14 protein-coding genes are annotated in these 14,792 nt (G+C 60.1%); 3 read left to right on the top strand and 11 right to left on the bottom strand.

What is annotated here, in order from left to right; translation table 11 throughout:
* Positions 1-53: 53 nt before the first annotated feature.
* A complete protein-coding gene (locus GKKCFE_RS04920; protein ID WP_047228351.1) occupies positions 54-518 on the bottom strand; it encodes a ferritin-like domain-containing protein in 465 nt (154 codons plus the stop codon).
* 205 nt (positions 519-723) lie between these two features.
* On the opposite strand from GKKCFE_RS04920, the gene GKKCFE_RS04915 reads away from it, so the two are divergent.
* Entirely contained in the window at positions 724-960 is a 237-nt protein-coding gene (locus tag GKKCFE_RS04915; RefSeq protein ID WP_047228352.1) for a DUF3820 family protein, read from the top strand.
* A gap of 12 nt (positions 961-972) precedes the next feature.
* The gene (locus GKKCFE_RS04910) at positions 973-2,160 is read left to right on the top strand and encodes an aminotransferase class V-fold PLP-dependent enzyme (RefSeq protein WP_281459479.1); all 1,188 of its coding nucleotides are present in this window, start codon (positions 973-975) and stop codon (positions 2,158-2,160) included.
* A 242-nt stretch (positions 2,161-2,402) separates the two neighbouring features.
* On the opposite strand, the gene GKKCFE_RS04905 is transcribed toward GKKCFE_RS04910, so the two are convergent.
* The 3 genes from GKKCFE_RS04905 to zwf are packed head-to-tail and all read right to left on the bottom strand — an operon-like array spanning position 2,403 to position 5,255.
* Positions 2,403-3,068: a bifunctional 4-hydroxy-2-oxoglutarate aldolase/2-dehydro-3-deoxy-phosphogluconate aldolase gene (locus tag GKKCFE_RS04905; protein ID WP_047228354.1), complete on the bottom strand. Its 666-nt coding sequence runs from the start codon at positions 3,066-3,068 to the stop codon at positions 2,403-2,405.
* 17 nt (positions 3,069-3,085) lie between these two features.
* Complete coding sequence (gene pgl, locus GKKCFE_RS04900; protein ID WP_274090910.1) at positions 3,086-3,799, bottom strand: 6-phosphogluconolactonase; 714 nt, start codon at positions 3,797-3,799, stop codon at positions 3,086-3,088.
* Entirely contained in the window at positions 3,786-5,255 is a 1,470-nt protein-coding gene (zwf, locus tag GKKCFE_RS04895; protein ID WP_047228356.1) for a glucose-6-phosphate dehydrogenase, read from the bottom strand. Before zwf ends, pgl begins: the two co-directional genes overlap by 14 nt.
* Positions 5,256-5,451: 196 nt before the next feature.
* Here zwf and GKKCFE_RS04890 point away from each other — a divergent pair, with 196 nt between their 5' ends.
* Positions 5,452-6,312, top strand: coding sequence for a MurR/RpiR family transcriptional regulator (locus tag GKKCFE_RS04890; RefSeq protein WP_171061416.1), 861 nt, complete (start codon positions 5,452-5,454; stop codon positions 6,310-6,312).
* A gap of 141 nt (positions 6,313-6,453) precedes the next feature.
* Here the strand turns inward: GKKCFE_RS04890 and GKKCFE_RS04885 are convergent, their stop codons facing one another.
* The 7 genes from GKKCFE_RS04885 to GKKCFE_RS04855 form a co-directional block, all read right to left on the bottom strand.
* Positions 6,454-7,308, bottom strand: coding sequence for a D-hexose-6-phosphate mutarotase (locus tag GKKCFE_RS04885; RefSeq protein WP_445577546.1), 855 nt, complete (start codon positions 7,306-7,308; stop codon positions 6,454-6,456).
* Positions 7,309-7,590: 282 nt separating this feature from the next.
* Positions 7,591-8,937, bottom strand: a complete 1,347-nt coding sequence (locus GKKCFE_RS04880) for a carbohydrate porin (RefSeq protein ID WP_173407306.1) — start codon at positions 8,935-8,937, stop codon at positions 7,591-7,593.
* A gap of 144 nt (positions 8,938-9,081) precedes the next feature.
* Positions 9,082-10,242 carry an ABC transporter ATP-binding protein gene (locus GKKCFE_RS04875; protein WP_047228359.1) on the bottom strand — a complete coding sequence of 387 codons (1,161 nt, stop codon included), beginning with the start codon at positions 10,240-10,242 and terminating at the stop codon, positions 9,082-9,084.
* Positions 10,243-10,244: 2 nt separating this feature from the next.
* Entirely contained in the window at positions 10,245-11,090 is an 846-nt protein-coding gene (locus GKKCFE_RS04870; protein WP_047228360.1) for a carbohydrate ABC transporter permease, read from the bottom strand.
* Entirely contained in the window at positions 11,083-11,991 is a 909-nt protein-coding gene (locus GKKCFE_RS04865) for a carbohydrate ABC transporter permease (RefSeq protein ID WP_047228361.1), read from the bottom strand. The genes GKKCFE_RS04870 and GKKCFE_RS04865 overlap by 8 nt, the downstream gene beginning before the upstream one ends.
* A gap of 116 nt (positions 11,992-12,107) precedes the next feature.
* Positions 12,108-13,409 carry an ABC transporter substrate-binding protein gene (locus GKKCFE_RS04860; protein ID WP_047228362.1) on the bottom strand — a complete coding sequence of 434 codons (1,302 nt, stop codon included), beginning with the start codon at positions 13,407-13,409 and terminating at the stop codon, positions 12,108-12,110.
* Positions 13,410-13,525: 116 nt separating this feature from the next.
* Positions 13,526-14,785: a D-mannose isomerase gene (locus tag GKKCFE_RS04855; RefSeq protein ID WP_445577545.1), complete on the bottom strand. Its 1,260-nt coding sequence runs from the start codon at positions 14,783-14,785 to the stop codon at positions 13,526-13,528.
* Between the last annotated feature and the right edge of the window lie 7 nt (positions 14,786-14,792).

Below are 14,792 nucleotides of genomic sequence, written 5' to 3'. Positions count from 1 at the left end.
TCGGCATAAAAAAACGCCAGACAGGCTGGCGTTTTTTTGTACAGCGCGCTTGTTTAGCTGGCGCGCGCCTGGTTACGCAGGGCTTTTACCTGGTCATGGTTGCGCTGCACGCCATGGTACTGACGCTCAACTAGATCGCGAATACCAACCAGGTTGTGCTTGCTGATTTTCTCCATGGCTTCTTTGTAAGCCTTAAGGGCATGGTCTTCACCGCGCTCGGCTTCGTTGAGCACTGCTTCTTCGTCCTTGCCAGTGAACATGGATTTCACGTCCACCCAACGGCGATGCATATCACCGGCAACGCTGGTGGAAGTTTCCGGATCGCCACCCAGGGCCCGTACGGCAGCTTGCAGCTCAGCCGCGGCGGCAGCGCAGTCTGCGGCGCGCTGGACGAACAAATCCTTGAGTTGTGGATGCTTGATGTCTTCAGCGCAAGTCTTGAAACCTTCCTGACCATCTTTGCTGGTCTCGATCAGGTCGTTCAGGACGGAGATGGATTCTTTGTTGATGTCGGTCATTTTTCAATTCCTTTGCTTGGTGAATAAAAAACCTACAAGGAATATTGCATCGGTCGTGCCAGCCGCAATCACAAATAAAAACATTAAAAATCAATAAGTTAATCAATCGCTCGATAACTGTATCCGTGTTCTTTGCATGATCTGTCATTTGGCCTGCATGCAGAATGCCTGTATTTTCCAGGCTGACTGAATCAAGACCCCTGCCATGAACCCGGAAAAGCTCGAACTGCTGGTGACACGCCAGATGCCCTTCGGCAAATACAAAGGCCGAATCCTGGCCGACCTGCCCGGGCAGTACCTGAACTGGTTCGCTCGCGAGGGTTTTCCTCACGGGGAACTGGGCGGTTTGCTGGCGCTGATGCAGGAGATCGACCACAACGGTCTGTCGGATCTGCTTGACCCCCTGCGTGCCAAACACGGCAAACCCAAGCCCCAACATTGATTGAGCCACGCCATGCCCGAGAACACCCTGCGCGCCCACGATGAAGCTTTCTGGGAAACTTTTGTGGGTCGCTACGATGTCGACCCCAATGGGCCGCTCAATCTGGAAAACGGCTACTTCGGCCGCATGTCCCGGACCGTGGTCGAGGAGTACCAACGCAATATTGAGTTCGTCAATCGCGGTAACTCGGTGTACGTGCGCCAGCATTTCGACCGGGACCATGGCGAAGCGATTCGCCAGCAAGTGGCGCAACTGATCCACGCGTCCCCCGCTAGCGTAGCGCTGGCCAACAGTGCCGGCGACGCCCTGCAAACGCTGATTCGCAACTACAACGGTCTCAAGCCTGGCGATCAGGTGCTGATCTGTGATCTGGAATACGCGTCGGTCAAAAGCGCAATGCGCTGGCTGGCCCGGCAGCGTGGCGTAGAGGTGATTGAACTCGTCCACCCGCACCCCGCCAGTTTCGAAAGCCTGGTGGGCACTTATCGCCAAGCGTTCATTCGTTACCCGCGCCTCAAGCTGATGGCGCTGACCTACGTCAACCACCTCACTGGGCTGGTGATGCCGGTCCAGGCCATTGCCGAGACCGCCCGTGAGTTTGGCGTCGATATCATTCTCGACGGTGCCCACGCCCTGGGCCAGATCGATTTCGATCTGAAGAAGCTCGGTATCGAATTCGCCGGGTTCAACCTGCAGAAGTGGATCGGCGGGCCGCTGGCCCTGGGCTTTTTATACATCGCACCGCAACGGCTGGCCGACATCGACCCGGACATGGACGAAGATCATTATCCAGCCGCAGACGTGCGCTCGCGAACGCCCCACAGCACGCCCAATATCCCGGCTTTGCTCACCCTGCCCTTGGTCCTGGAGGAGCACCGCTCATTGGGTGGCGCATCGGCCAAGGGCGTGCGGCTCAGTTATCTGCGCGACCTGTGGGTGAACGCCGTGCGTGATGTACCGGGGATCGAAATCATGACGCCGGACGATCCGCGCCTGTACTGTGGCATCACGTCGATGCGCTTCAGCGCCCAGCCCGATCAACAGGCGATGGCCGATCGACTGCTCAATGACTACGGGATCTTCACCGTGGTGCGCAACACCAGTGTCGGGCCGTGTATTCGCATTACCCCAGGGTTGATCACCTTGGCGAAGGATATCGAGCGGTTGACTGCGGCGCTGATTAACCTGAGCCGAATGTAGTTGTGGCGAGGGGATTTATCCCCGCAGGGCGGCGCAGCAGCCCAGCAAGGAGGACTTAACCTATCTGACGCACCGAGATGTCAGGTTTCGGGGCCGCTGCGCGCCCCAGCGGGGATAATTCCCTCGCCACAAATCCAGCGTTCATCCAGCGCGGTACGATAAAACCCAGGCAAAAAAAAACGGCGCGCCGACCAAGCGCACCGTAAAACCGTAGAACACCCAACGAAGGTTCGGTAAGACAATCAGTCCAGCAGCGCCAGCGCCTCGGCGGTGCACTCCTGGATGCGGGCCCAGTCGCCGTTCTTGATCCACTCAGGATCAAGCATCCAGCTACCGCCCACGCACATCACGTTTTTCAACGCCATGTAGCTCTTGATATTGGCCGGGCTTACGCCGCCGGTCGGGCAGAATTTCACTTCGCCGAACGGGCCGCCCAGGGCCTTGATGGCCGCGACACCGCCGCTGACTTCCGCCGGGAACAGTTTGAAGCGGCGATAACCCAGGCCGTAGCCTTCCATGATGCCGGAGGCGTTGCTGATGCCCGGCAGCAACGGGATCGGGCTGTCGACGCTGGCTTCCAGCAGATCACGGGTGATGCCTGGGGTGACGATGAACTGCGAACCGGCAGCCTCGGCAGCGGCCAGCATATGACGGTCCAGCACCGTACCGGCTCCGGTCACCAGTTCCGGACGTTGCTCGCGCAACACCTGGATGGCCTTTAGGCCGTACTGGGAACGCAAGGTCACTTCCAGCGCCGTCAGGCCGCCGGCGGCCAGGGCATCGGCCAGCGGCAGGATGTCCTGCTCACGGGCGATGGTGATCACCGGCAGGATCCGCGCCTTGGCGCAGAGGCTGTCGATCAGGGTAACTTTGTCCGCCATGGAAACGGTCGGGGATGGGTTTGTCATAGCGGCTGATCCTTGGTTCATGGGCACCAGTAAATCTCTAACGTAGGTTGCAAAAACGCGCGGATCGGCATTTCGGCGACATTGTCACCGGCCACCGCAGCGTTCAGGGTGGTCAATTTCGACTGACCGGAAATCGACAGCACTTTGTGTTTCGCCGAGGCCAGCAAAGCGCGACTCATGGTCAGGCGCTGGTGCGGCACGGTGGGCGCCAGCATCGGCCAGCAGCGGCGAGCACCATTGGCATCCAAGGCTTGAGCCAGGTTCGGACTGTCGGGGAACAACGAGGCGGTGTGCCCGTCATCGCCCATGCCCAATATCAGTACGTCGATGGGCGGCAGCTCGGCCAGCAAACGATCGGCCTGCTCGGCTGCGGCTTCCAGGTCGGCGCTGGCGCTGTAGAGGCTCAGGAACTGGGCCTTGGCCGCCGCACCTTGGAGCAGGTAACGCTTGAGCAGACCGGCGTTGCTGTCAGCGTGCTCAACCGGCACCCAACGCTCGTCGGCCAGGCTCACCACCACGCTCGACCAGTCCAGCGCCTGTTTGGCCAGGCTCTGGAAAAACGCCACGGGGCTGCGACCGCCGGAGACCACCAGGGTCGCCGTGCCGCGCGCCTCGATGGCCTCGCGTAATTGCTCGGCAACCTTCAACGCCAAGCCCTCGGCCAGCAGCACCGGGGTTTTGAATTCGTGGGCGCTGACACCCTGCGGCAGTTTCACTTCAGATATCGCCATACCATGACCTCCCATCCCGCGTGATCAGTGCAATGGAGCTCATTGGCCCCCAGGACCCGGCCGCATACGGCTTGGGCGCATCGCCGGATTTCTTCCATCCGGCAATCAACTGGTCACACCACGTCCACGCGGCTTCAATTTCATCTTTACGGACAAACAGGTTCTGATTGCCGTTCATGACTTCCAGCAACAACCGCTCGTAGGCATCGGGAATCCGCGCGCTGCGATAGGTGTCGGAAAAGTTGAGTTGCAACGGACCGCTGCGCAATTGCATGCCCTTGTCCAGGCCTTGCTCCTTGGTCATCACTCGCAAGGAAATCCCTTCGTCCGGCTGCAGGCGGATGATCAGTTTGTTGCTGATCTGCAAGCGCTGCTCGGGGGCGAAGATGTAGTGGGACGGTTCCTTGAAGTGAATGACGATCTGCGACAGTTTCTGCGGCATACGCTTGCCGGTGCGCAGGTAAAACGGAACCCCGGCCCAGCGCCAGTTGCGAATGTCGGCGCGCAGGGCCACGAAGGTTTCGGTATCGCTCTGGGTGTTGGAGTTGGGCTCTTCCAGGTAACCCGGCACCGACTTGCCCTCGCTGTGGCCGGCGATGTACTGGCCGCGCACCACCTGGGTGGTCAGGCCTTCCGGGCTGATGGGCGCCAGGGCCTTGAGCACTTTGACCTTCTCGTCACGGATGCTGTCGGCGGACAGGTCGGCCGGCGGGTCCATGGCAATCAGGCAGAGCAACTGCAACAGGTGATTCTGGATCATGTCGCGCAGTTGGCCGGCTTTGTCGAAATAGCCCCAGCGGCCTTCGATGCCGACCTTCTCGGCGACGGTGATTTCCACATGGGAAATGTAATTCTGGTTCCACTGGGTTTCGAACAGGCTGTTGGCGAACCGCAGCGCGATCAGGTTCTGGACCGTCTCTTTACCCAGGTAGTGGTCGATGCGATAGGTGCGGTTTTCCGGGAAGAACTGCGCCACGGCGTCGTTGACCTTGCGCGACGATTCCAGGTCCGAGCCGATGGGTTTTTCCAGCACGACGCGGGTGTTTTCGCACAAGCCGACCTTCGCCAGGTTCTCGCAGATCGCTCCATACACCGCCGCTGGGGTGGCAAAATAGGCAATGACTTGCTGGGCTGAACCGGCCTGCTCGGCCAGGGCGACATAGTCCTCGGCCTTGAGGAAATCCACGTGCAGATAAGTCAGGCGCCCCAGGAAGCGTTCAACCACGGTCTCGTTCAGATCCTTGTCGCCCACGTAACGGCGCAACTCCGCGGCGATGAACGCCAGGTGTTGCTGTTCGCTACCCGGCTCCCGGGCCAGGGCAATGATCCGCGTGTCCTCGTGCAGCAGGTCCGCGCCATCGAGCTGATAAAGGGCAGGAAACAGCTTGCGCAAGGCCAGGTCGCCCAACGCGCCGAACAAGGCGAAGGTGCACGGTTCAACCGTAATCGAATGCATGATGTTTGTTCTTTTATCAAGTTAAGCTACAAATACCTTTTTTCAAGGCATCACTCAAGGAAAAATGTAGTAATAACCACAACATTTTTCGAAAATACCGATTCCGAGTGGTGGTACACCGGAGCCATCAGTAGGATAGGCCACCGCAAAGGGTCGTATCAAAGACCCGTCTTTCTAGGAATCTTGTATGGACCGCGTGCGAAATTTACTGGAACAGATCCAGAGTCGCCTTGAAGACCTGAACAAGGCAGAACGCAAAGTGGCCGAAGTGATCCTGCTCAACCCACAGCAGGCCACCCGCTTCAGCATCGCCGCCCTCGCCCAGGCCGCTTCGGTCAGCGAACCCACCGTCAACCGCTTCTGCCGTTCATTCGGCGTCAGCGGCTACCCGGAACTCAAGCTGCAACTGGCCCAAAGCCTGGCCAGCGGCGCCGCTTACGTCAGTCGCGCAGTGGAGGCCGACGACAACCCGGAAGCCTACACCCGGAAAATCTTTGGCAGTGCCATTGCCTCATTGGACAGCGCCTGCCAGGCCCTTGATCCCAATTTGATCAGTCGTGCCGTGGATCTGCTGATCCAGGCCCGGCAGATTCACTTCTTCGGCCTCGGTGCCTCGGCACCGGTGGCGCTGGATGCCCAGCACAAATTCTTCCGCTTCAACCTGGCGGTGACCGCCCACGCCGATGTGCTGATGCAGCGGATGATCGCGTCAGTGGCCCACACGGGCGAGCTGTTCGTGATCATTTCCTACACCGGCCGTACCCGCGAGCTGGTGGAAGTCGCACGCATCGCCCGGGAGAACGGCGCGTCGGTACTGGGGCTGACCGCCGAAGGCTCGCCCCTGGCCAAGGCCAGCACCCTGAGCCTGAACATCCCGCTGCCCGAAGACACCGACATCTACATGCCGATGACCTCGCGGATCATCCAGCTCACTGTGCTGGACGTGCTCGCCACCGGCATGACCTTGCGCCGCGGTGTGGACTTCCAGCCGCATCTGCGCAAGATCAAGGAAAGCCTCAATGCCAGCCGGTATCCGGTGGGGGATGAGTTCAACTGATTCGACCTTGGGTATCTTGTCGCCTGATAAACCGCTATCGCGAGCAAGCTCGCTCCCACACTGGATCTTTGGCGTTCACAAGCCCCCTGTGGGAGCGAGCTTGCTCGCGATGGGGCCAGCAGCAACACTCCAGATCCCGAACTAAGCCCCCACCCGCGCCTGCAAACTCAAATGCGCCCGCTCCCCCGGCGCCAGGCAGAGGCTGTCAGTGCCACCGCTGGCCGCTTCGACGCAGACGAACTCCGACACCTCATCCCAGCTCACCCCCAGCAAAGGCCGGGCACCGGGATGCCACACCACGGTATCGGCACTGGCGCCGGTGTCGATGCACAGCTCACGCTGCCAGGCGTGGTCTTTAAGCTGCAGTTCACCCTCATGCTGGAACACCCGCTGACAACCGCCCTCGACCCGCAAATCGCCTTCCTGCTGGCAGGCTGCACGGTTCAACTGGTCGTAGCCCAGCGCGCCTTCAAGCCCAGACAGCGCTATCTCACCCACGTCACCAATACGCCAATAGGCGTGCAGAGCCTGGCTCAATTGGCACGGCAGGCTGTCTTGATGCTCGGTGCTCAAGCGTAATTCCATGCGTTCGCCCAGATCGGCGTACAGATCGACCTGCCAGTCGCACAACTGGAGCTGCCAGTGCAGGTGCACACCGTCTTCATCGCTGCGGCTGTCGAGCAGTTTCCAGTCGATCAACCGTGCCCAGCCATGGGACGGCCAGGCGTTTTCGCTGGGATGACGGCCATACCACGGCCAGCACACCGGCACACCGCCGCGGATCGCACCGACTTGTGGCCACCTGGCCGCACACCACAACCAGGGTTTCTGACCCCGCGGCTGAAAGTGCAACAGCTGCGCGCCCTGGCGACTGAACACCGCCTGGCACAGAGGATGATCGATCACCAACACATCACGTTGCTGATAGCGCTCCCACGCAAACACCGGGCGCTCGCGCAAGGATCTGAAAAAGCGTTGTAGCGGATGCTCATGCATGAGCTGCGGTCCTGGAAATCATTGAGTTACTCATCTGTTTGCAACGCATTTTTTGTGGCGAGGGAGCTTGCTCCCGCTCGGCTGCGAAGCAGTCGTAAACAAGGCAAATGCGGCCTGGCTGAGGCACCGCAGTGAATGGCTTTGGGGTCGCTTCGCAACCCAGCGGGAGCAAGCTCCCTCGCCACAAGCCCAGCGTCAACCAAGCACACTCCGCAAAAAAAAGCGGACAGCCTTGGCCATCCGCAAATATGCGCACATAGAGAGGAGCTTATCGCAACAGCGTTAGAACACCGACTGAATTTTCAGACCGGCGACCAGCGCGTCGTCGACTTCATTCACACCACCCGGATGAGTGATGTATTGCAGGTTAGGGCGTACGGTCAGCCAGTTGGTCACGTGGAAACCGTAGTTGATTTCGTAGTTGTATTCGGTGCCACGCAACGGCGAGAACAACGGATCGTCGTAGTCGCTGACACCATTGGCCGCGTTGACCAGCTCGGCGTTTTTCTTCACATCTTCGTTGACATGGATGCGGGAGAAACCAATCCCGACGTCATCTTTAGGACGCGCATTGAACGGCCCCTTGTACACGAACATCAGCGACTGGTAGTTGTCGACGACGTTGGTTTCCTTGTCATGGAAGGTGGCGTTGGCCGCAATGTTCAGACCGCGCGATGCATCACCGTTGTGGGTGGTGAGCTGTTGCTGCACCACGAACCAGTAGCCATCCTTGCTGCTGTGGCTGCGGTAGGCGTTACCGGTTGTCGCGGCATCCTGGCCATTGTCGTCTTCGCGCACGTCGTCAGCCTTGGCCGTACTTTTGTAGTAACCGATACGGTATTCGCCTGGCAGGCCATTGAGCTTGGGCGACCAGACCAACTCGACCGGAATGAGCGTGCCCTTGGTGCCACTGCCGCTGAGCTTGTAGCGGTTTCCGTTTTCCAGCTGCGAAGGGTTCTGGTTGTAAGCACCGATCTGCGCATAGAGTTCGGGCGTGAGGTTGTACTTGACGCGAATCGCCGCCTGCATGATCGGCCAGTTGTACCAGATGCCGGTTGCCCAGTTACCCGCTTGCGAACCGCAGAACGCCAGGTTCTGGAACTCGCACGGGAAACTGTTGAAATCTTCACCGACCCCGTAATAACCGGCTTTGACATCCAGCTTACTGTCGAAATACTGCTGCTTGATCCACAACTGCGTCAGACGGGTGGTTTGCCCACGGCCCCAGACTTCCTGGGAAGAGCTGAGGGTGCCGGCACGTGGATCACCGATACGGTCGTTGGAGATGTTGCGACCGTCACGGCGAGTGAATTGAATCTTGGCCGTGGTATCACCCCAACCTGCCAGTTTCTCCAGGTCGAGGGCTACACCCAAGCCAAACTGCTGGGACCAACGCGCAGTCTTGTCATCGTTGTAACCGCCGTCGAGATTGGCCCCCATCTCACCGACGAAATCAGCCTTGATATCGATACCTTGCTCGATCAGCCTGGTCCGCTCGCCGCCCCAGTCGCCCGTCATCCACTGCGAATCGGCGCTGAAAGCCTCGGCCGCGTGCGCACTACCGGCCAGCATCATCGCCGCAACAGCGGACAATTGGCAGACACGCCGGGCGTTGTTGTTCTTCTTCATCCCTACATCCTCGTCTTTATTGTTATTAACTGTTTTTATCTAACGCGGTTTACAACGATTGCGGCGAATGGTCCCCCACTCACCGCATACTCCCTTGTGGGAGAGAGCTTGTTTGGGAGCAAAGCCCCCTCCCCCATTTGTTCTTCATCGGCCTTTGAACTGCGCTACGTTTGCGGTCCGGGCATCTGTCTGCACTTGGCCGGCCACGCCCAGGCGTTCGCCGGACTTGGCGTCGAACAGCAGCACTTTCGAAGGATCGAATTGCAGCGTCAGGGTCTCCCCCACCTGCGGCGCCACGTCCGGCGCCAGGCGGCAGCAGACCTTGGTGTCGTTCAGGTTGACGAACACCAGCGTGTCCGGTCCGGTGGGTTCGGTGACCTGGACTTCGGCGCGAATGGTCGGCAAACCATTGGGCTCGTTGCCCGCCAGCATGATCTGTTCCGGGCGCAGGCCGAGGATCACTTCACGGTCTTCCAGACCCGCATCCTGCATGCCCATCGGCAGCTCGCAACGAGCCTGGCCGCTGTCGAGCAAGGCCAGCAGACGGCCGTCCTTGCGTTGCAGGCGCAGGGGGATGAAGTTCATCGGTGGCGAACCGATGAAGCTCGCCACGAACAGGTTGGCCGGGTTGGTGTAGATGTCTTTCGGCGTGCCGAACTGCTGGATGATGCCGTCCTTCATCACCGCCACTTTGTCGCCCAGGGTCATGGCTTCGATCTGGTCGTGGGTGACGTAGACCGTGGTGGTCTTCAGGCGCTGGTGCATCAGTTTCATTTCGGTGCGCATCTCGACCCGCAGCTTGGCGTCGAGGTTGGACAGCGGTTCGTCGAACAGGTAGATCTTCGGCCGCCGCGCCAGCGCCCGGCCCATGGCCACGCGCTGTTGCTGGCCACCGGACAACTGGCCGGGCTTACGGTTGAGCAGGTGTTCGATCTGCAACAGCTTGGCCACGCGGGTGACTTCTTCGTCGATGGCCGGCTGGCTCATCTTGCGAATCTTCAGACCGAACTCGATGTTCTCCCGCACGCTCATGGTCGGGTACAGCGCGTAGGACTGGAACACCATGGCGATGTCGCGATCCTTCGGACTCATGCCGCTGACATCCTGGTCACCGATCATGATCGCGCCGCCGGTAATGGTTTCAAGGCCGGCGATGCAGTTCATCAGCGTCGACTTGCCGCAGCCCGAAGGGCCGACGAGGATCAGGAACTCACCGTCCTTGATCGACAACTCGATGTTCTTCAGGGTGTCCGGCAGGCCGGCACCATAGGTCTTGTTTACATTGCGAAGTTCGAGCGTTGCCATGATTACCCCTTGACTGCGCCGGCCGTCAGACCGCGCACGAAATACTTGCCTGCCACTACATAGACCAGCAGGGTCGGCAGCCCGGCGATCATCGCCGCCGCCATATCAACGTTGTATTCCTTGGCACCGGTACTGGTGTTGACCAAGTTGTTCAGCGCCACCGTGATGGGCTGCGAATCGCCGCTGGAGAACACCACGCCGAACAGGAAGTCGTTCCAGATCTGGGTGAACTGCCAGATCAGGCAGACCATGATGATCGGGGTGGACATCGGCAGGATGATCCGCCGGAAGATGGTGAAGAAACCCGCACCGTCCAGTCGCGCCGCTTTCACCAGCGCATCGGGAATGCTCACGTAGTAGTTACGGAAGAACAGCGTGGTGAACGCCAGGCCGTAGACGACATGTATGAACACCAGCCCCGTGGTGGTACTGGCCAGGCCCATCTTGCCGAGCGTGAACGAAGCCGGCAGCAGGACGGTCTGGAACGGCAGGAAGCAGCCGAACAGCAGCAGGCCGAAGAACAACTGCGAACCGCGAAAGCGCCACATCGACAACACGTAGCCGTTCAATGCACCGATCGCGGTGGAGATCAGCACCGCCGGGACGGTGATCTTGATCGAGTTCCAGAAATACCCGTCAACCGTGGCCCAGGCCTTGACCCAGCCGATGCCGGTGACCACGGTCGGCCAGCTCAGCAGGTTGCCGGTGCTGATGTCTTCCGGGGTCTTGAAGCTGGTCAACAGCATGACCACCAACGGCACCAGGTAAAGCAATACAGCAAGGATCAATACCGCGTAGATCGCGATGCGACTCAGGCTGATGGAAGGTTTGGCAGCGAGACTAGTCATGACGCTTGGTCCTCAGCTCGGAGTACAGGTAAGGCACGATGATTGCGAGAATCGCACCGAGCATCAGAATCGCACTGGCCGAGCCCATGCCCATCTGGCCGCGACTGAATGTGAAGGAGTACATGAACATGGCAGGCAGGTCAGAGGAGTAACCCGGGCCGCCGGCTGTCATCGCCGCCACCAGGTCAAAGCTCTTGATCGCGATGTGCGCCAGGATCATTACGGCGCTGAAGAACACCGGACGCAGGCTCGGCAGCACCACTTTCCAGTAGATGCGCGGCATGCTCGCGCCATCGATCTGCGCAGCCCGGATGATCGATTGATCCACCCCACGCAGGCCGGCCAGGAACATCGCCATGATGAAACCCGAGGCCTGCCACACTGCGGCGATCACCAGGCAATACACCACACGGTCCGGGTCGATCAGCCAGTCCAGGCGAAAACCTTCCCAGCCCCAGTCACGCAACAATTTGTCCAGGCCCATGCCCGGGTTGAGCAACCACTTCCAGGCCGTACCGGTGACGATCATCGAGAGCGCCATCGGATACAGGTAAATGGTGCGGATGAAACCTTCACGACGAATGCGCTGGTCAAGAAACACCGCCAGCAGCACGCCGATCACCAGGGTGATGCCGATGAACATGCCGCCAAAGAGCGCCAGGTTCTTGCTCGCCACCCACCAGCGGTCGTTGTCCCACAGCCGCGCGTATTGCGCCAGGCCCGCCCACTTGTAGTTCGGCAGAAAGGTCGAGGTGGTGAACGACAGAACAAACGTCCACAAGATATAACCGTAGAAGCCCACCAGAACGATGAACATGCTCGGCGCCAGCACCAGTTTTGGGAGCCAGCGCTGCAATGCATCGAACGGCGAGGCCTTGCTGAACACAGCAACAGAACTCATGGGAAGATCCAGTACTTGAGAAAAAGACTACTCGCATCCCTTGTGGGAGCGGGCTTGTGTGGGAGCTGAGCTTGCTCCCACAGGCTCGCTCCCACAGGGGGTCGCGGTGCTAACGGTTACTTGGCCGACTGAACCGCTGCGCCAAGCTTCTTGGCGGCGTCGGCTGGGTCGGCTTTCGGGTCGTTGATGAAGTTGGTCACCACGTCAAAGAACGCGCCCTGTACTGCCAACGTGGTCGCCATGTTGTGCGCCATGCTCGGCTGCAGGCCGCCGGACTTGGCGTCCGCCAGGAAGTCCTTGGCAGCGGTCTGGGCGCAGGAATCGAAACCGTACTTGGCCATGTCGGCCAGCATGTCGTTGCGCACCGGGATCGAACCCTTGTTGATGCTGAAGACTTTCTGGAAGTTCTCACCCAGCACGACCTTGGCGATGTCCTTCTGACCGGCCGCGGTGCCTTCGTCTTTCTGCTTGAACACCGCCAGGGAGTCGATGTTGTAGGTGAAGGCCTTGTCGGTCCCCGGGAAAGCTACGCACTCGTAGTCCTTGCCGGCGACTTTCTTCGCAGCGGTCCATTCGCTCTTGGCCCAGTCACCCATGATCTGCATGCCGGCCTTGCCGTTGATGACCTTGGCCGCTTCCAGGTTCCAGTCCTGCCCCTTGCCGTCCACGTCCATGTAGGTCGCGACTTTCTTGAGCTCGGTCAACGCCTTGACCATGTCCGGACCGGTCAGGGCTTTGTTGTCCAGATCGACCAGGGCTTTCTTGTAGCCATCGACACCCATGACCGAGAGCACCACGGCTTCGAACACCGTGCTGTCCTGCCAAGGCTGGCCGCCGTGGGCCAGTGCAATGAAGCCTGCTGCCTTGAGCTTGTCGCCGGCGGCGTAGAATTCTTCGAGGGTGGTGGGGTTTTTGGTGATGCCGGCTTTCTTGAAGACTTCCGGGTTGATCCACAGCCAGTTGACGCGGTGGATGTTCACCGGCACGGCAACGTAGTCACCTTCGTACTTCACGGTATCGGAGACTTTCTTGTCGAGCAGGCTGTCCCACTTCTCTTCTTTGGCAACGTCTTTCAGGACGTCGGTGTCGAGCAGTCCGGTAGACGCCCACTCCTGGATGTCCGGGCCTTTGATCTGGGCCACACCCGGTGGGTTACCGGCCACGGCACGACTCTTGAGCACGGTCATGGCAGTTGAGCCGCCACCACCGGCAACAGCGCCATCCTTCCAGGTAAAGCCGTCTTTCTCTACCTGGGCCTTGAGCACATCGACCGCGGCTTTTTCGCCACCGGACGTCCACCAGTGAACGACTTCCACGCTGCCTTTGGATTCGGCGGCAAGGGCGCTGACAGGGAATGCTGCGACGGGAAGCAGGGAAGCAAGAGAAATGACAGTAGCGAGGCGAGAAATCGCATTCATCTAGAAGTACCTTTCTTGTTGTTATGCATGCAAGTCTGGTGCTTGCGCTGCATGGATTCTAAACAGGGGAAATCCCTTCGCAGGTAACGAAGGGACGCGTAAATGTCACGGTATGGTTACACAGGCGCGGGACTGGAGAGTTTCGCCAACGCCGTCGCCATGCTGGGGGCGAGGGGCAAACGCGGGATCAGCACGGCCTGCCAGGTGTGATACAGGTCCGGCTTGCCCGGCCAGATGTCGGCGCTGGGGCGATTTTGCGGATCGAGCTCGTGGTGCCAGCTGCCGTTGCAACGGTCGATGAAATGTTTGTCACAAAACTCCCAGAACCGCCGGTACCAGGCTTCGTATTGCGCCTCGTCGGTGCGTTTGAGCAAGGCACTGGCGGCGGCGGCTGCTTCGGCATGCACCCAATGCAAGCGATGGCGAACCACCGCGCGATTGTCCCAATCCAGGGTATAGACAAGGCCTGGGGCGCCGTCGACCTCCCAACCGTGGCGGCAATTCTGGTCAAAAAGTTTCTGCGCATCCTGGGCCAGCCAGCCCGGGGTCAACATGCCAATCTGCACCCGTGCAGCCTCAAGGTGCAACAGCAGCCGCGCCCATTCGAAACCATGGCCGGGCGTGGTGCCGTAAGGGCGAAAACCGTCGGCGGGGTTGTCGTGGTTGTACTCGCGCAACGGTTGCCAATCGTGGTCGAAATGCTCCACCACCAGGTAGTCATTGGCGGCGGCGTGGCCGTGGATTACCCGCTCAACGATACGCAGCGCGCGGACCAGCCAGCGGGGCTCGTCCGTGGCATCGGCCAGGGCCAGGAAGGCTTCGGTGGCGTGCATGTTGCTGTTGGCGCCGCGATAGGCTTCTTCGTCGCTCCAGTCGCGGTTGAAGGACTCGCGCAGGGCGCCCTCCTCTTCGCTCCAGAAGTGCGCATCGATCACCCGCACGGCTTCATCCAGCAACGCCTGGGCGCCAGGACGTTGGGCCACCACCGCGGAACTGGCCGCCAAGGCGACAAATGCGTGCAGGTAGGCGGCCTTGCCGGTGTCGTTCTCATGGGGTTGCGCCGTGGCGAACCAGCCGCCGTGCTCAGCGTCCCGAAGAGGGCCGCTGAGGGCCTGGACACCGTGGTCCACCAGCTCGGAGAACCCCGGCAGCCCCTGGATATGGGCCATGGCGAAGCTATGGGTCATGCGTGCGGTGTTCATGGTTTCAGCCCGGGCATCGTCCGGCAGGCGACCCTGCTCGTCCAGGTTGCCAAAGCCGTCCGGCAGCTTCGAAGCCTTGGCGAACGCCAGCAGACGCAAGCCTTCGGCGGCAAGCCATTGCTGGTGGGCAGGCGCATTCAGCCAACTGCTGAAGGCCGGTTGGAAGGTGTCCATGGGAGTA

It is taken from the genome of Pseudomonas sp. E141 (assembly GCF_052659885.1).
This window is presented reverse-complemented; position numbering and strand designations above follow the sequence as displayed.

Coding starts and splice junctions, on each gene's coding strand:
- GKKCFE_RS04865 (WP_047228361.1), bottom strand. CDS start 11,991: ATGAGTTCTGTTGCTGTGTTCAGCAAGGCCTCGCCGTTCGATGCATTG.
- GKKCFE_RS04905 (WP_047228354.1), bottom strand. CDS start 3,068: ATGACAAACCCATCCCCGACCGTTTCCATGGCGGACAAAGTTACCCTG.
- GKKCFE_RS04920 (WP_047228351.1), bottom strand. CDS start 518: ATGACCGACATCAACAAAGAATCCATCTCCGTCCTGAACGACCTGATC.
- pgl (WP_274090910.1), bottom strand. CDS start 3,799: ATGGCGATATCTGAAGTGAAACTGCCGCAGGGTGTCAGCGCCCACGAA.
- GKKCFE_RS04915 (WP_047228352.1), top strand. CDS start 724: ATGAACCCGGAAAAGCTCGAACTGCTGGTGACACGCCAGATGCCCTTC.
- GKKCFE_RS04885 (WP_445577546.1), bottom strand. CDS start 7,308: ATGCATGAGCATCCGCTACAACGCTTTTTCAGATCCTTGCGCGAGCGC.
- GKKCFE_RS04870 (WP_047228360.1), bottom strand. CDS start 11,090: ATGACTAGTCTCGCTGCCAAACCTTCCATCAGCCTGAGTCGCATCGCG.
- GKKCFE_RS04855 (WP_445577545.1), bottom strand. CDS start 14,785: ATGGACACCTTCCAACCGGCCTTCAGCAGTTGGCTGAATGCGCCTGCC.
- zwf (WP_047228356.1), bottom strand. CDS start 5,255: ATGCATTCGATTACGGTTGAACCGTGCACCTTCGCCTTGTTCGGCGCG.
- GKKCFE_RS04880 (WP_173407306.1), bottom strand. CDS start 8,937: ATGAAGAAGAACAACAACGCCCGGCGTGTCTGCCAATTGTCCGCTGTT.
- GKKCFE_RS04910 (WP_281459479.1), top strand. CDS start 973: ATGCCCGAGAACACCCTGCGCGCCCACGATGAAGCTTTCTGGGAAACT.
- GKKCFE_RS04875 (WP_047228359.1), bottom strand. CDS start 10,242: ATGGCAACGCTCGAACTTCGCAATGTAAACAAGACCTATGGTGCCGGC.
- GKKCFE_RS04860 (WP_047228362.1), bottom strand. CDS start 13,409: ATGAATGCGATTTCTCGCCTCGCTACTGTCATTTCTCTTGCTTCCCTG.